Raw genomic sequence first — 13,668 nt, forward strand, 5'->3', positions numbered from 1 at the left:
CGGCGGAGTTGTTTACAGCAAAGGGTTGCAACCTTCGTGACGCAGCATAGCGCAGAGCGCAATAAGCGGCAGCCCTACCAGCGTATTAGGATCGCGCCCTTCAAGCCGGTCGAACAGCGCAATGCCCAGCCCCTCGCTTTTAAAACTTCCGGCGCACTGGAAAGGGCGCTCAATGCGAACATAACCGGCAATCTCCGCATCGCTGAGATGGCGAAAATGCACATCGAATGGTTCGCACTCGCGCTGCAGATGGCCGTTAGCAGAGTTGTATAAGGCAAGCCCTGTATAGAAAGAAATGATATTGCCGCGCGCTTTGCGAAGCTGGGCAATCGCGTTGTCTTCATTGTGCGGTTTACCCGTTATCTGCCCGTCCAGCACGCAAACTTGATCGGAGCCGATGATCAAATGTGCAGGAAATTGTTTCGCCAAAGCTTGCGCTTTTGCGCTGGCAAGTCTTAATACTAATTGACGGGCATTTTCTCCCGGCAATGGTGTTTCATCCACTTCAGGGGCGGCGGTGACAAACGGCAGGCCCAACTTTTCGAGCAACTGGCGGCGAAAAGGGGAGGTGGATGCAAGTACGACAGGGAGCATAGTTTTACGGCCAAAATAGCGGTTCGTGATTCGCTATTTTAAACTGAGGACCGCCCTGTGTGCGAATAAATGGCAAAAGGATAGTGAAAGCTGCCTTTTTCTTTGACTCTATGACGTTACAAAGTTAATATGCGCGCCCTATGCAAAAGGTAAAATTACCCCTGACTCTTGATCCGGTTCGTACGGCTCAAAAACGCCTTGATTACCAGGGTATCTATACTCCTGAACAGGTTGAGCGTGTCGCCGAATCTGTGGTCAGTGTGGACAGCGATGTGGAATGCGTCATGTCGTTTGCTATCGATAACCAACGTCTCGCTGTTTTAAAAGGCGATGCGAAGGTGACGGTAACGCTCGAATGTCAGCGTTGCGGTAAACCGTTTAGCCACGATGTCCATACAACGTATTGTTTCAGCCCGGTCGCTACAAACGAACAGGCTGAAGCACTCCCGGAAGCGTATGAGCCGATTGAGGTTAACGAATTCGGTGAAATCGACCTGCTGGCAATGGTGGAAGATGAAATCATCCTCGCCCTGCCGGTAGTTCCGGTGCATGATTCTGAACACTGTGAAGTGTCCGAGGCGGACATGGTCTTTGGCGAACTGCCTGAAGAGGCACAAAAACCAAATCCATTTGCCGTATTAGCCAGTTTAAAGCGTAAGTAATTGAGGAGTAAGGTCCATGGCCGTACAACAGAATAAACCAACCCGTTCCAAACGTGGCATGCGTCGTTCCCATGACGCGCTGACCGCTGTTACCAGCCTGTCTGTAGATAAGACTTCTGGTGAAACCCATCTGCGTCACCACGTCACCGCCGATGGTTACTACCGCGGCCGCAAGGTTATCGCTAAGTAATCACGCGCAAGCGTGATTCTGCTTAGTGTCAGTTCCCCGTGCAAACGGGGGATTAACGTCACCAGGCGATACCTTGACACGTCTAACCCTTGCGTTAGATGCCATGGGTGGGGACTTCGGTCCCTCCGTGACAGTGCCTGCAGCATTGCAGGCACTGGACGCGAATTCGCAATTGCACCTCCTTCTTGTCGGTCATCCCGACGCCATCACGCCATTACTCGCCAAAGCTGATTTCGAGCAGCGTTCAAGGTTGCAGATTATCCCTGCGGAATCGGTTATTGCCAGTGATGTCCGTCCTTCGCAAGCCGTGCGCAATAGTCGCGGCACTTCCATGCGCGTTGCGCTGGAACTGGTTAAAGAGGGCCGCGCCCAGGCCTGTATAAGCGCAGGGAATACTGGCGCGTTGATGGGGCTTGCAAAACTGTTGCTCAAACCGCTTGAAGGTATTGAGCGGCCCGCGCTCATGACCGTTCTGCCGCATCAGCAGCAAGGTAAAACGGTGGTGCTGGATCTGGGCGCCAATGTGGATTGTGACAGTACGATGCTGGCGCAATTCGCTATCATGGGGTCGGTAATGGCGGAAGAAGTGCTCGACATTAAACGGCCCCGCGTCGCGCTGCTTAATATCGGCGAAGAAGAGAGCAAAGGGCTCGACAGCATCCGTGATGCGGCAACGTTGCTGAAATCAGTGCCGGAAATTAATTACATAGGCTATCTTGAGGCCAATGAATTACTGACCGGCAAAACCGATGTGCTGGTGTGCGACGGTTTTGTCGGCAACGTCACCCTTAAAACGATGGAAGGGGTGGTAAGAATGTTCCTTTCGCTGCTGAAATCGCAGGGCGAAGGGAAAAAACGGTCGTGGTGGTGGCTTTTATTAAAGCATTGGTTACAAAAAAGCCTTTCCAGGCGATTCAGTCACCTCAACCCCGACCAGTATAATGGCGCCTGTCTGTTAGGATTGCGCGGCACCGTAATTAAGAGCCACGGAGCCGCCAATCAGCGAGCGTTTGCTGTCGCTATTGAACAGGCAGTGCAGGCGGTGCAGCGACAAGTCCCTCAGCGGATTGCCGCTCGCCTGGAATCTTTATACCCTGCCGGTTTTGCGCTGCGGGAAGCCGAGAAGCCTGAAATTACGCCGGAAAAGAAATAATTATCTATACCGGCAGGCGCAGCTTTTCGTAAACGGCCTGAACAAGGCGGGTATATTACCCAAGAGTGACTGAGCGTACATGTATACAAAGATTATTGGTACAGGCAGCTATCTGCCCCAACAAGTGCGGACTAACGCCGATCTGGAAAAAATGGTGGATACCTCTGACGAATGGATCGTCACACGTACGGGTATCCGTGAACGTCGCATTGCGGCGCCAGGCGAAACGGTTGCTACCATGGGTGCCCAGGCGGCACTGAAAGCGCTGGAAATGGCGGAAATCGATAAAGATCAGATCGACTTGATTATTGTCGCCACCACTTCCGCGACTCACGCTTTTCCAAGCGCGGCCTGTCAGGTCCAGGCGCTGCTCGGCATTAAAGGCTGCCCGGCGTTTGACGTCGCTGCGGCCTGTGCAGGTTTTACTTACGGCTTAAGTATTGCCGATCAGTACGTGAAATCAGGCGCTGCGAAAAACGCGCTGGTGATTGGTTCTGACGTGCTGGCGCGTACGCTCGATCCTAACGATCGCGGTACGATTATTCTTTTTGGCGACGGCGCGGGCGCGGTGGTTCTCGGCGCCTCCGAAGAGCCGGGCATTCTGTCCACGCATCTTCATGCAGATGGCAGCTACGGTGAGCTGCTTACGCTGCCAAACCAGGATCGTCTGAACCCGGACAGCGCTACCTATCTGACAATGGCGGGCAACGAGGTGTTTAAAGTTGCGGTGACTGAGCTTGCCCACATTGTGGATGAGACGCTCGAAGCCAACCAACTCGACCGCGCTGCGCTGGACTGGCTGGTGCCGCACCAGGCGAACCTGCGCATTATCAGCGCTACCGCGAGAAAGCTTGGCATGTCGATGGATAACGTTGTGGTTACGCTCGACAGACACGGCAACACTTCTGCCGCCTCTGTGCCAAGCGCGCTGGACGAAGCGGTCCGCGACGGGCGCATCAAACCAGGCCACCTGGTGCTGCTTGAGGCCTTCGGCGGCGGCTTTACGTGGGGTTCCGCGCTGGTTCGTTTTTGATTAATAAGGATTAAAAACATGACGCAATTTGCATTTGTGTTTCCAGGCCAGGGGTCGCAGGCCGTTGGCATGCTCTCTGAACTGGCGGCTGAATTTCCGGTCATTGAAGAGACTTTTCGTGAAGCCTCTGCCGCGCTGGGATACGATTTATGGGCGCTGACCCAAAACGGTCCGGCTGAAGAGTTGAACAAAACCTGGCAGACCCAGCCGGCGTTGCTTACTGCATCCGTAGCGCTCTGGCGCGTATGGCAGCAGCAGGGCGGTAAAACGCCTGCCATGATGGCGGGACACAGCCTTGGCGAATATTCAGCACTGGTATGCGCTGGCGTGCTGGGTTTTGCCGATGCGGTTCGCCTGGTAGAGCTGCGCGGTAAATTCATGCAGGAAGCGGTGCCGGAAGGCACCGGCGCCATGTCTGCGATTATCGGTCTGGATGACGAATCCATCGCTAAAGCGTGCGAAGAAGCGGCGCAAGGGCAGGTAGTTTCTCCGGTTAACTTCAACTCGCCAGGCCAGGTGGTTATCGCCGGTCAAAAAGAGGCGGTTGAACGTGCAGGCGCCGCCTGCAAAGCCGCAGGCGCCAAGCGCGCGCTGCCGTTGCCGGTAAGCGTGCCTTCCCACTGCGCGCTGATGAAGCCTGCGGCTGAGAAACTTGCCGCTGAATTAGAAAAAATGACGTTTAACGCGCCGCAGATTCCGGTTGTGAATAATGTGGACGTGAAATGTGAAACGGCGCCGGAAGCGATTCGCGATGCGCTGATTCGCCAGCTTTACAGCCCTGTCCAGTGGACAAAGAGCGTTGAATTTATGGCGTCTCAGGGCGTAACGCAGCTTTATGAAGTCGGTCCGGGTAAAGTATTAACCGGTCTGACGAAACGTATTGTTGACACCCTGACGGCGGCGGCGATTAACGAGCCTGCAAGCCTGTCAGCGGCACTTGCGCAATAAAACGAGGAAAACCATGAGTTTTGAAGGAAAAGTCGCGCTGGTCACTGGTGCAAGCCGCGGTATCGGCCGCGCTATTGCTGAAACACTCGTCGCTCGCGGCGCGAAAGTTATCGGCACCGCAACCAGCGAGAGCGGAGCCAAAGCCATTAGCGAATATCTGGGCGCACAGGGTAAAGGTCTGATGTTGAATGTGACCGATCCGGCATCTATTGAATCCGTTCTGGAAAATATTCGCGCAGAATTTGGCGAAGTGGACATCCTGGTTAATAATGCCGGGATCACTCGCGATAACCTGTTGATGCGCATGAAAGATGACGAGTGGGACGATATTCTGGAAACTAACTTGTCATCGGTTTTCCGTCTGTCAAAAGCGGTAATGCGAGCTATGATGAAGAAGCGTCACGGTCGCATTATCACTATCGGTTCTGTGGTCGGTACCATGGGAAATGCCGGTCAGGCCAACTACGCTGCGGCGAAAGCGGGTCTTATCGGTTTCAGTAAATCGCTGGCGCGCGAAGTCGCGTCCCGCGGTATTACTGTAAACGTTGTTGCTCCGGGCTTTATTGAAACGGACATGACGCGTGCGCTGTCTGACGATCAGCGTGCGGGTATTCTGGCGCAGGTTCCTGCGGGTCGTTTAGGCGACGCAAAAGAAATCGCCAGCGCGGTTGCATTTTTAGCCTCTGACGAAGCAGGTTACATCACTGGTGAGACCCTGCACGTCAACGGCGGAATGTACATGGTTTAACCACGATTAAAATTATTTGCGTTATCAGGGCAAAAACCCTCAAAATAGCGTAAAATCGTGGTAAGACCTGCCGGGATTTAGTTGCATCTTTTTCAACATTTTATACACTACGAAAACCATCGCGAAAGCGAGTTTTGATAGGAAATTTAAGAGTATGAGCACTATCGAAGAACGCGTTAAGAAAATTATCGGCGAACAGCTGGGCGTTAAGCAGGAAGAAGTTACCAACAATGCTTCCTTCGTTGAAGACCTGGGCGCTGATTCTCTTGACACCGTTGAGCTGGTAATGGCTCTGGAAGAAGAGTTTGATACTGAGATTCCGGACGAAGAAGCTGAGAAAATCACCACCGTTCAGGCTGCCATTGATTACATCAACGGTCACCAGGCGTAAGTGAACATCTCCAGGCGGTCACTCGACCGCCTGAGTTTTATCTATTTGTCCCACAAGTATCTTATTTTTTCCCTCCCTGGAGGACAAACGTGTCTAAGCGTCGTGTAGTTGTGACCGGACTGGGCATGTTGTCTCCTGTCGGCAATACCGTAGAGTCTACCTGGAAAGCTCTCCTTGCCGGTCAGAGTGGCATCAGCCTGATCGACCATTTCGATACTAGCGCCTATGCAACGAAATTTGCTGGCTTAGTAAAGGATTTTAACTGCGAAGACATTATCTCGCGCAAAGAACAGCGCAAGATGGATGCCTTCATTCAATATGGAATTGTTGCCGGCGTACAGGCCATGCAGGATTCTGGTCTGGTGGTGACGGAAGAAAATGCTACCCGCATGGGTGCAGCGATTGGTTCCGGTATCGGTGGCCTTGGCCTTATCGAAGAGAACCACAGCTCGATGGTGCAAGGCGGTCCGCGCAAAATAAGTCCGTTCTTTGTACCTTCAACCATTGTTAACATGGTGGCCGGACATTTGACCATCATGTATGGCCTGCGCGGCCCGAGCATCTCTATCGCCACGGCCTGTACTTCTGGCGTGCACAACATCGGTCACGCGGCGCGTATCATCGCTTATGGCGATGCGGACGTGATGCTGGCAGGTGGCGCGGAAAAAGCCAGCACTCCGCTTGGCGTGGGTGGTTTTGGCGCGGCGCGCGCGCTGTCTACGCGCAACGACAATCCGCAGGCTGCAAGTCGTCCATGGGATAAAGACCGCGACGGTTTTGTGCTGGGCGACGGCGCTGGCATTATCGTGCTCGAAGAGTACGAACACGCGAAAAAACGCGGCGCGAAAATTTACTGCGAAATCGTCGGCTTTGGTATGAGCAGCGATGCTTACCATATGACCTCACCGCCAGAAAATGGCGCAGGGGCGGCGCTGGCGATGACCAACGCACTGCGCGACGCGGCCATCGAACCAGGCCAGATTGGCTACGTGAATGCTCACGGCACCTCCACTCCGGCAGGCGACGTAGCGGAAGCGCAGGCGGTGAAATCGGTCTTCGGCGATGCGGCGAAAAGCGTTATGGTTAGCTCCACGAAATCGATGACGGGCCACCTGTTAGGCGCGGCAGGGGCGGTAGAATCCATCTACTCCATCCTTGCACTGCGCGACCAGGCTATTCCGCCGACCATCAACCTGGACAATCCTGACGAGGGTTGCGACCTTGACTTCGTTCCTCATGAGGCGCGTCAGGTTTCCGGCATGGAATACACGTTGTGTAACTCCTTCGGCTTCGGCGGTACTAACGGTTCTTTGATCTTCAAAAAGATTTAATCCCGCTTTTAAGGCCCGGTTATCCGGGCCTTTTTCCTGAGAGTTCTCCGCTTGCCCCGCCCTGGTCATCCTGCCACACTACCCGGCGACCCGATAAAGGAGCCGATATGTTCTTAATTAACGGAACCTGGCAGGATTCATTGCCTGCAAACGATCGCGCTATTCAATTTGGTGACGGTTGTTTCACTACCGCTCGCGTTGTTAATGGCCAGGTTCAGATGCTCGACGCGCACCTGCAACGATTGCGTCAGGACTGTGAAAGACTGGCGCTCACTCAGCCCGACTGGTCTTGTCTCGCCGGAGAGATGAAGAGGCTGGCTCAGACGAGTCCGCTGGGCGTGCTGAAGGTTATCCTTACCCGTGGCGCTGGCGGGCGCGGCTATAGCGCGGCCGGCTGTCAGCAACCTGCTCGCATACTTTCCCTTTCCGCTTTTCCCGGTTTTTATTCGCAGTGGCGAGAGGAAGGAGTCGACCTTACGCTTAGCCCCGTCAGGCTTGGGCGAAACCCTGCTCTCGCTGGCATTAAACACTTAAATCGTCTGGAGCAGGTACTTATCCGCGCGCATCTTGAACAGACGCCTGCCCATGAGGCGCTGGTGCTTGACAGCGAAGGGTGGCTTACGGAATGCTGTGCGGCTAATTTATTCTGGCGTAAAGGAAATCGGGTATTTACGCCTTATGTCGATCAGGCTGGCGTTAATGGCATTATGCGCCAGCATATCCTGACGCTGTTGCATGCTTCCCGCTGGGAGGTAAAGGAAGCGCGCGAAACACCCGAAGCGCTGAAAGAGGCCGATGAGCTTCTTATCTGCAACGCGTTGTTGCCTGTTGCGCCCGTGCGGCGAGCAGAGGGCGTTGAATATGCTTCACGTGAGTTATATGAATTTTTGGCTCCCCACTGTGAGTAATTTGATCCGATGAAAAAATTGTTGCGCTTAGTGATCCTGCTACTGGTTATTCTGGGGATAGCCGCTGGCGTAGGGTACTGGAAAGTGCGCCAGCTGGCGCGAAGCCCGCTTACTCTCAAAGAAGAAAAAATTTTCACGCTTAAAGCTGGCACCGGCAGGCTGGCGCTGGGGCAGCAGCTTTATAATGAGCGCATTATCAATCGTCCACGTGTCTTTCAGTGGCTTCTGCGCGTAGAGCCCGAGCTTTCCCATTTTAAAGCAGGAACGTACCGCTTTACGCCGGGCATGACCGTGCGGGAGATGCTGGCCTTACTGGCAAGCGGCAAAGAGGCGCAGTTTCCGCTGCGGTTTGTCGAGGGCATGCGTTTAAGCGACTGGCTCAAACAGCTGCGCGACGCGCCTTACGTTAAACACACGCTGAAAGATGATGACTACGCTACGGTTGCTAAGGCTGTCGCGCTTGAAAATCCACAGTGGGTGGAGGGGTGGTTCTGGCCTGATACCTGGCTTTATACGGCTAATACCTCTGACGTGGCGATATTAAAACGCGCCCATCAGAAAATGGCCAAAGCGGTAGACGCCATTTGGCAGGGCAGGGTAGAGAACTTGCCTTATAAAGACCCTAATCAGCTCGTTACGATGGCTTCTATTATTGAAAAAGAGACGGCGGTCGCCAGCGAACGCGACCAGGTGGCCTCGGTTTTCATCAACCGTCTGCGCGTTGGCATGCGTTTGCAAACCGACCCAACGGTTATTTACGGTATGGGCGCGAGCTATAACGGCAAACTGACGCGTAACGACCTGGAAACCCCGACGCCCTATAACACGTATGTCATCAGTGGATTACCGCCAGGGCCTATCGCTATTCCTGGCGAGGCTTCCCTGAAAGCGGCGGCTCATCCAGCTAAAACGCCTTACCTTTACTTTGTCGCTGACGGGAAAGGCGGCCACACCTTCACGACTAATCTCGCGAGCCACAACAAGGCCGTGCAGGATTACCTGAAAGTACTTAAGGATAAAAATGCGCAGTAAATATATCGTCATCGAAGGGCTGGAAGGGGCCGGCAAAACCACGGCCCGCAATACCGTTGTGGAGGCCCTTGGCGAATCAGGCGTAACAGATATTGTCTTTACACGCGAGCCCGGCGGCACCCTGCTTGCTGAAAAACTGCGCAGCCTGATTCTGGATATTAAATCGGTCGGCGATGAAGTGATTACAGATAAAGCAGAACTGCTGATGTTTTATGCCGCGCGCGTACAGCTGGTGGAGACGGTTATCAAACCCGCGCTTGCTCGTGGCGCATGGGTGATTGGCGACCGCCACGATCTCTCCACCCAGGCCTACCAGGGAGGCGGGCGCTGCATCGATCGCCACCTGCTGACAACCTTGCGTGATGCGGTTTTGGGTGATTTTGCCCCCGATTTAACGCTTTATCTGGATGTTGATCCGCGAATTGGGCTTGAGCGAGCCAGAGCGCGTGGCGAACTGGATCGTATCGAACAGGAATCTGTCGATTTCTTTAACCGCACGCGCGCCCGTTACCTTGAACTGGCGGCGGCGGACAGCCGTATTAAAACCATCAACGCCAGCCAGCCGCTGGAACAGGTGACCGCCGCCGTACGTGAAACCGTAACCCGGTGGGTGAAGGGGCAGGCGTAATGAAATGGTATCCCTGGTTACGTCCCTCTTTTGAGCAATTAATTTCCGCTTATCAGGCCGGACGGGGACACCATGCGCTGCTGATTCATGCGCTTCCCGGTATGGGCGAAGATGCGCTGATCTATGCGCTTAACCGCTGGCTGCTGTGCCAGCAACCGCAGGGACAAAAAAGCTGCGGACACTGCCGCGGTTGCCAACTGATGCAGGCGGGTACCCATCCCGATTATTACGTGGCTGAGCCGGAAAAGGGCAAAACCACGCTCGGTATTGACGCCGTGCGCGCCATCACCGAAAAGCTTTATGAGCGGGCGCGGCAGGGCGGGGCAAAAGTGGTCTGGCTGAAAGACGCGGCGCAACTTACCGAGGCGGCGGCTAACGCGCTGCTCAAGACGCTGGAAGAGCCGCCAGAGAATACCTGGTTCTTTCTCGGTTGCCGTGAGCCTGAACGCCTTCTCGCCACGCTGCGAAGCCGCTGCTTCTACTATTATCTCGCACCGCCTGAAACGCGCTATGCCCTTGCCTGGCTTGCGCGTGAAATTCCGGCCGCGGTTGAAGAGCAAAATGCCGCGCTGCGCTTAAGCAGCGGCGCGCCCGCCGCCGCGCTGGCATTGTTACAGCCTGAACAGTGGCAACAGCGCCATGCGTTGATTGAGAAACTGGCTCAGACGCTGAACAGTCGCGACTGGCTCGCCTTGCTGACGGTGCTGAATCATGAGCAAGCAAACCAGCGTCTGTTCTGGCTGGCGGCGCTCCTGTTGGATGCGCGCAAAATTCAGCAGGGAGCAGGTCAATGGTTAACGAATACCGACTGTCAGCCGCTCATTTCCCAACTTTCCAGCCAACTTTCTGCCGCCGTGCTACAGGCGATGCTGAGCGATATATTCCACTGTCGGGAGCAACTGACAACCGTAGCGGGTCTTAACCGCGAACTGGTGTTGAGTGAAATGTTATTAACCTGGGAGCGGTACTTGCGCCCCGGCGCGCTTCTCCCTTCATCTGCTATCTGAGAGACGTTATGTTTTTAGTCGACTCCCATTGCCATCTTGATGGCCTGAATTATGAAAGCCTGCATAAAGACGTTGATGATGTTCTGGCGAAAGCCGCAGCGCGGGACGTAAAGTTTTTCCTTGCGGTCGCCACTACGCTGCCGGGCTACCAGTCAATGCGGGAATTAGTGGGAGAGCGTGACAACGTCGTGTTCTCCTGCGGCGTTCACCCTTTAAATCAGGATGAAGAGTACGATGTAGAAACGCTGCGGACGCTGGCCGCTGAGCCGGGTGTCGTGGCCATGGGGGAAACTGGTCTCGATTACTACTACACCCCGGAAACTAAAGCACGCCAGCAGGAATCATTTCGCAACCATATCCGCATTGGTCGCGAGCTCAACAAGCCGGTCATCGTACACACTCGCGATGCGCGCGAAGATACATTAGCTATCTTGCGTGAAGAAAAAGCGATGGACTGCGCAGGCGTACTACACTGTTTTACAGAGGATCGTGAAACGGCGGGTAAGCTACTCGATCTTGGCTTCTATATTTCGTTTTCCGGCATTGTGACTTTCCGTAATGCGGAGCAGTTGCGCGAAGCCGCACGTTACGTACCGTTGGATCGCTTATTGATTGAAACGGATTCGCCTTATCTTGCGCCTGTACCGCATCGTGGTAAGGAAAATCAACCCGCACTCGTCAGGGACGTCGCTGAATATATGGCTGTTTTGAAAGGCGTTTCCGTCGATGAGTTGGCGAAAGCCACCACACAGAATTTTTCTCAACTGTTCCATATCGACGCTGCCCGCCTGCAATCTGCCTGAAAATTAGCAGTTATTTTAAAGCTCGTAATTAATAAGCAAAACGAGTAAAGTTCACCGCCTCGAAAAAGGCGGTGAGCGCTCGTCTGGAAACATTCAGATACCCTTATTGTAAAGATATGCAAGTTTTCGCTTCGTCATTTTCTGAAACGTGATAACCGTCAAACAACCACAGAGGGATTTATTTTACTCTGTGTAATAAATAAAAGGGCACTCAGATGCCCTGTTTATGGCCTGTTTCTCCCCACAGGCTGATGCGTGAATCGCGTATAAAAGCACAAATACTCAGGAGCACTCTCAATTATGTTTAAGAATGCATTTGCTAACCTGCAAAAGGTAGGTAAATCGCTGATGCTGCCGGTATCCGTACTGCCTATCGCAGGTATCCTGCTGGGCGTCGGTTCCGCAAACTTCAGCTGGCTGCCGGCAGTGGTTTCTCATGTGATGGCTGAAGCGGGTGGTTCCGTTTTCGCCAACATGCCGCTTATTTTTGCTATCGGTGTGGCGCTGGGCTTCACTAATAATGATGGCGTATCGGGTCTGGCTGCGGTGGTCGCGTATGGCATCATGGTTAAAACCATGGCTGTGGTCGCGCCGCTGGTGCTGCACTTGCCTGCTGAACAAATTGCGGCGCAACACCTCGCGGATACCGGCGTTCTTGGCGGTATCATCGCAGGTGCGATTGCAGCTTATATGTTCAACCGCTTCTATCGTATCAAGCTTCCTGAGTATCTGGGCTTCTTCGCCGGCAAGCGTTTTGTTCCGATTATCTCCGGTCTGACCGCGATTATCTTCGGCGTGATCCTTTCCTTTATTTGGCCGCCGATTGGCTCTGCTATTCAGACCTTCTCTCAATGGGCTGCTTACCAGAACCCGGTTGTCGCATTCGGCATCTACGGTTTCGTTGAACGCTGCCTGGTGCCGTTTGGTCTGCATCACATCTGGAACGTTCCTTTCCAGATGCAGATTGGCGAATTCACCAACGCTGCTGGTCAGGTATTCCACGGCGATATTCCGCGTTATATGGCGGGCGACCCGACGGCGGGCAAACTCTCCGGTGGCTTCCTGTTCAAGATGTATGGTCTGCCGGCTGCTGCTATCGCTATCTGGCATTCCGCTAAGCCGGAAAACCGCGCGAAAGTGGGCGGCATCATGATCTCCGCTGCGCTGACCTCGTTCCTGACGGGCATTACCGAGCCGATCGAGTTCTCCTTCATGTTCGTTGCGCCGATTCTGTACGCTATTCACGCGGTGCTGGCGGGTCTGGCATTCCCGATCTGTATCCTTCTGGGTATGCGTGACGGCACCAGCTTCTCGCACGGTCTGATCGACTTTATCGTACTGAGCGGCAACGGTAGCAAGCTGTGGCTGTTCCCGATTGTTGGCCTGTGTTATGCCGCGGTTTACTACACTGTGTTCCGCGTGTTGATCAAAGCGCTTGACCTGAAAACCCCGGGTCGTGAAGACGCAACTGAAGAAACTAAAGCTGGCGCATCCAGCGAAATGGCGCCAGCGCTGGTGGCGGCTTTCGGTGGTAAAGAGAACATCACTAACCTGGACGCTTGTATTACCCGTCTGCGTGTTAGCGTGGCCGACGTAGCGAAAGTCGACCAGGCTGGCCTGAAGAAATTGGGCGCGGCAGGCGTAGTTGTTGCAGGTTCCGGCGTTCAGGCTATTTTCGGCACCAAGTCCGATAACCTGAAAACCGAAATGGATGATTACATCCGCAACAGCTAATAAAATCCGGGGAGACAAAAGGAGGCGAAAGCCTCCTTTTTTGTTTTAAAGGGCAGCAGTTAAAAAAGAAAACGTCCGTTGAGGTTGAAAGATAAGGAATATCTCGCTCATACTCCCTTCACAGGTAATGTAGAAGGATAGTGTCATGGCCGAAGAAACCATTTTCAGCAAAATTATTCGCCGGGAAATTCCCTCCGATATCGTCTGGCAGGATGAGCTGGTTACCGCTTTCAGGGATATTTCACCGCAAGCTCCTACCCACATTCTTATTATCCCTAATATCCTGATTCCTACTGTAAATGATGTAACGGAAGCGCACGAGCAGGCGCTCGGACGCATGGTAACCGTAGCGGCGAAAATCGCCCGTCAGGAAGGCATTGCCGAGGATGGCTATCGCCTGATCATGAATTGTAATCGTCATGGCGGGCAGGAGGTTTACCACATTCATATGCACCTGCTCGGGGGCCGTCCGCTGGGGCCGATGCTTACGCGCCGGGATGCATAAA

At 54.0% G+C, this 13,668-nt stretch carries 16 protein-coding genes; 15 read left to right on the forward strand and 1 reads right to left on the reverse strand.

Features of this window, described 5'->3' with window-relative positions; all coding sequences use genetic code 11:
• Window positions 1-12 precede the first annotated feature (12 nt).
• Entirely contained in the window at window positions 13-594 is a 582-nt protein-coding gene (locus IEX01_RS04025; RefSeq protein ID WP_024561237.1) for a Maf family protein, read from the reverse strand.
• A 140-nt stretch (window positions 595-734) separates the two neighbouring features.
• Between IEX01_RS04025 and yceD the strand changes: the two genes are divergently transcribed.
• From yceD to hinT, 15 genes are all read left to right on the forward strand, one after another.
• Window positions 735-1,256 carry a 23S rRNA accumulation protein YceD gene (yceD, locus tag IEX01_RS04030; protein WP_024556701.1) on the forward strand — a complete coding sequence of 174 codons (522 nt, stop codon included), beginning with the start codon at window positions 735-737 and terminating at the stop codon, window positions 1,254-1,256.
• A 16-nt stretch (window positions 1,257-1,272) separates the two neighbouring features.
• Window positions 1,273-1,446, forward strand: coding sequence for a 50S ribosomal protein L32 (gene rpmF, locus IEX01_RS04035; RefSeq protein ID WP_024551727.1), 174 nt, complete (start codon window positions 1,273-1,275; stop codon window positions 1,444-1,446).
• A gap of 73 nt (window positions 1,447-1,519) precedes the next feature.
• The gene (gene plsX / locus IEX01_RS04040) at window positions 1,520-2,599 is read left to right on the forward strand and encodes a phosphate acyltransferase PlsX (protein WP_071788455.1); all 1,080 of its coding nucleotides are present in this window, start codon (window positions 1,520-1,522) and stop codon (window positions 2,597-2,599) included.
• A 79-nt stretch (window positions 2,600-2,678) separates the two neighbouring features.
• Window positions 2,679-3,632 carry a beta-ketoacyl-ACP synthase III gene (locus IEX01_RS04045; RefSeq protein WP_029592515.1) on the forward strand — a complete coding sequence of 318 codons (954 nt, stop codon included), beginning with the start codon at window positions 2,679-2,681 and terminating at the stop codon, window positions 3,630-3,632.
• Window positions 3,633-3,650: 18 nt separating this feature from the next.
• Window positions 3,651-4,580: an ACP S-malonyltransferase gene (fabD, locus tag IEX01_RS04050; RefSeq protein ID WP_024561236.1), complete on the forward strand. Its 930-nt coding sequence runs from the start codon at window positions 3,651-3,653 to the stop codon at window positions 4,578-4,580.
• Between the two features lie 13 nt (window positions 4,581-4,593).
• Window positions 4,594-5,328, forward strand: coding sequence for a 3-oxoacyl-ACP reductase FabG (fabG, locus tag IEX01_RS04055; protein WP_188723299.1), 735 nt, complete (start codon window positions 4,594-4,596; stop codon window positions 5,326-5,328).
• Between the two features lie 154 nt (window positions 5,329-5,482).
• Window positions 5,483-5,719: an acyl carrier protein gene (gene acpP / locus IEX01_RS04060; protein ID WP_000103754.1), complete on the forward strand. Its 237-nt coding sequence runs from the start codon at window positions 5,483-5,485 to the stop codon at window positions 5,717-5,719.
• A gap of 89 nt (window positions 5,720-5,808) precedes the next feature.
• Entirely contained in the window at window positions 5,809-7,050 is a 1,242-nt protein-coding gene (gene fabF / locus IEX01_RS04065; RefSeq protein WP_024556706.1) for a beta-ketoacyl-ACP synthase II, read from the forward strand.
• A gap of 107 nt (window positions 7,051-7,157) precedes the next feature.
• Window positions 7,158-7,958, forward strand: a complete 801-nt coding sequence (pabC, locus tag IEX01_RS04070) for an aminodeoxychorismate lyase (RefSeq protein ID WP_188723300.1) — start codon at window positions 7,158-7,160, stop codon at window positions 7,956-7,958.
• 9 nt (window positions 7,959-7,967) lie between these two features.
• Window positions 7,968-8,990 (forward strand): cell division protein YceG, encoded by a 1,023-nt coding sequence (gene yceG / locus IEX01_RS04075; protein ID WP_188723301.1) that lies wholly within the window; start codon window positions 7,968-7,970, stop codon window positions 8,988-8,990.
• Entirely contained in the window at window positions 8,980-9,618 is a 639-nt protein-coding gene (tmk, locus tag IEX01_RS04080; RefSeq protein WP_188723302.1) for a dTMP kinase, read from the forward strand. Before yceG ends, tmk begins: the two co-directional genes overlap by 11 nt.
• A complete protein-coding gene (gene holB / locus IEX01_RS04085) occupies window positions 9,618-10,625 on the forward strand; it encodes a DNA polymerase III subunit delta' (RefSeq protein ID WP_048888312.1) in 1,008 nt (335 codons plus the stop codon). The genes tmk and holB overlap by 1 nt, the downstream gene beginning before the upstream one ends.
• 8 nt (window positions 10,626-10,633) lie before the next feature.
• The gene (locus tag IEX01_RS04090; protein WP_024556711.1) at window positions 10,634-11,428 is read left to right on the forward strand and encodes a metal-dependent hydrolase; all 795 of its coding nucleotides are present in this window, start codon (window positions 10,634-10,636) and stop codon (window positions 11,426-11,428) included.
• A 300-nt stretch (window positions 11,429-11,728) separates the two neighbouring features.
• Window positions 11,729-13,162, forward strand: coding sequence for a PTS glucose transporter subunit IIBC (gene ptsG / locus IEX01_RS04095; protein ID WP_024556712.1), 1,434 nt, complete (start codon window positions 11,729-11,731; stop codon window positions 13,160-13,162).
• Between the two features lie 145 nt (window positions 13,163-13,307).
• A complete protein-coding gene (gene hinT / locus IEX01_RS04100; protein WP_024556713.1) occupies window positions 13,308-13,667 on the forward strand; it encodes a purine nucleoside phosphoramidase in 360 nt (119 codons plus the stop codon).
• The last annotated feature ends 1 nt before the right edge of the window (window position 13,668 follow it).

It is taken from the genome of Franconibacter daqui (genome assembly GCF_014644275.1).
Classification (GTDB): Bacteria; Pseudomonadota; Gammaproteobacteria; order Enterobacterales; family Enterobacteriaceae; genus Franconibacter; species Franconibacter pulveris.

Bases quoted from the DNA above. Each gene is read 5' to 3' on its own strand.
- ptsG (WP_024556712.1), top strand. From the start codon at position 11,729: ATGTTTAAGAATGCATTTGCTAACCTGCAAAAGGTAGGTAAATCGCTG.
- holB (WP_048888312.1), top strand. From the start codon at position 9,618: ATGAAATGGTATCCCTGGTTACGTCCCTCTTTTGAGCAATTAATTTCC.
- rpmF (WP_024551727.1), top strand. From the start codon at position 1,273: ATGGCCGTACAACAGAATAAACCAACCCGTTCCAAACGTGGCATGCGT.
- IEX01_RS04025 (WP_024561237.1), bottom strand. From the start codon at position 594: ATGCTCCCTGTCGTACTTGCATCCACCTCCCCTTTTCGCCGCCAGTTG.
- IEX01_RS04090 (WP_024556711.1), top strand. From the start codon at position 10,634: ATGTTTTTAGTCGACTCCCATTGCCATCTTGATGGCCTGAATTATGAA.
- acpP (WP_000103754.1), top strand. From the start codon at position 5,483: ATGAGCACTATCGAAGAACGCGTTAAGAAAATTATCGGCGAACAGCTG.
- pabC (WP_188723300.1), top strand. From the start codon at position 7,158: ATGTTCTTAATTAACGGAACCTGGCAGGATTCATTGCCTGCAAACGAT.
- fabD (WP_024561236.1), top strand. From the start codon at position 3,651: ATGACGCAATTTGCATTTGTGTTTCCAGGCCAGGGGTCGCAGGCCGTT.
- IEX01_RS04045 (WP_029592515.1), top strand. From the start codon at position 2,679: ATGTATACAAAGATTATTGGTACAGGCAGCTATCTGCCCCAACAAGTG.
- hinT (WP_024556713.1), top strand. From the start codon at position 13,308: ATGGCCGAAGAAACCATTTTCAGCAAAATTATTCGCCGGGAAATTCCC.
- tmk (WP_188723302.1), top strand. From the start codon at position 8,980: ATGCGCAGTAAATATATCGTCATCGAAGGGCTGGAAGGGGCCGGCAAA.
- yceD (WP_024556701.1), top strand. From the start codon at position 735: ATGCAAAAGGTAAAATTACCCCTGACTCTTGATCCGGTTCGTACGGCT.
- fabG (WP_188723299.1), top strand. From the start codon at position 4,594: ATGAGTTTTGAAGGAAAAGTCGCGCTGGTCACTGGTGCAAGCCGCGGT.
- yceG (WP_188723301.1), top strand. From the start codon at position 7,968: ATGAAAAAATTGTTGCGCTTAGTGATCCTGCTACTGGTTATTCTGGGG.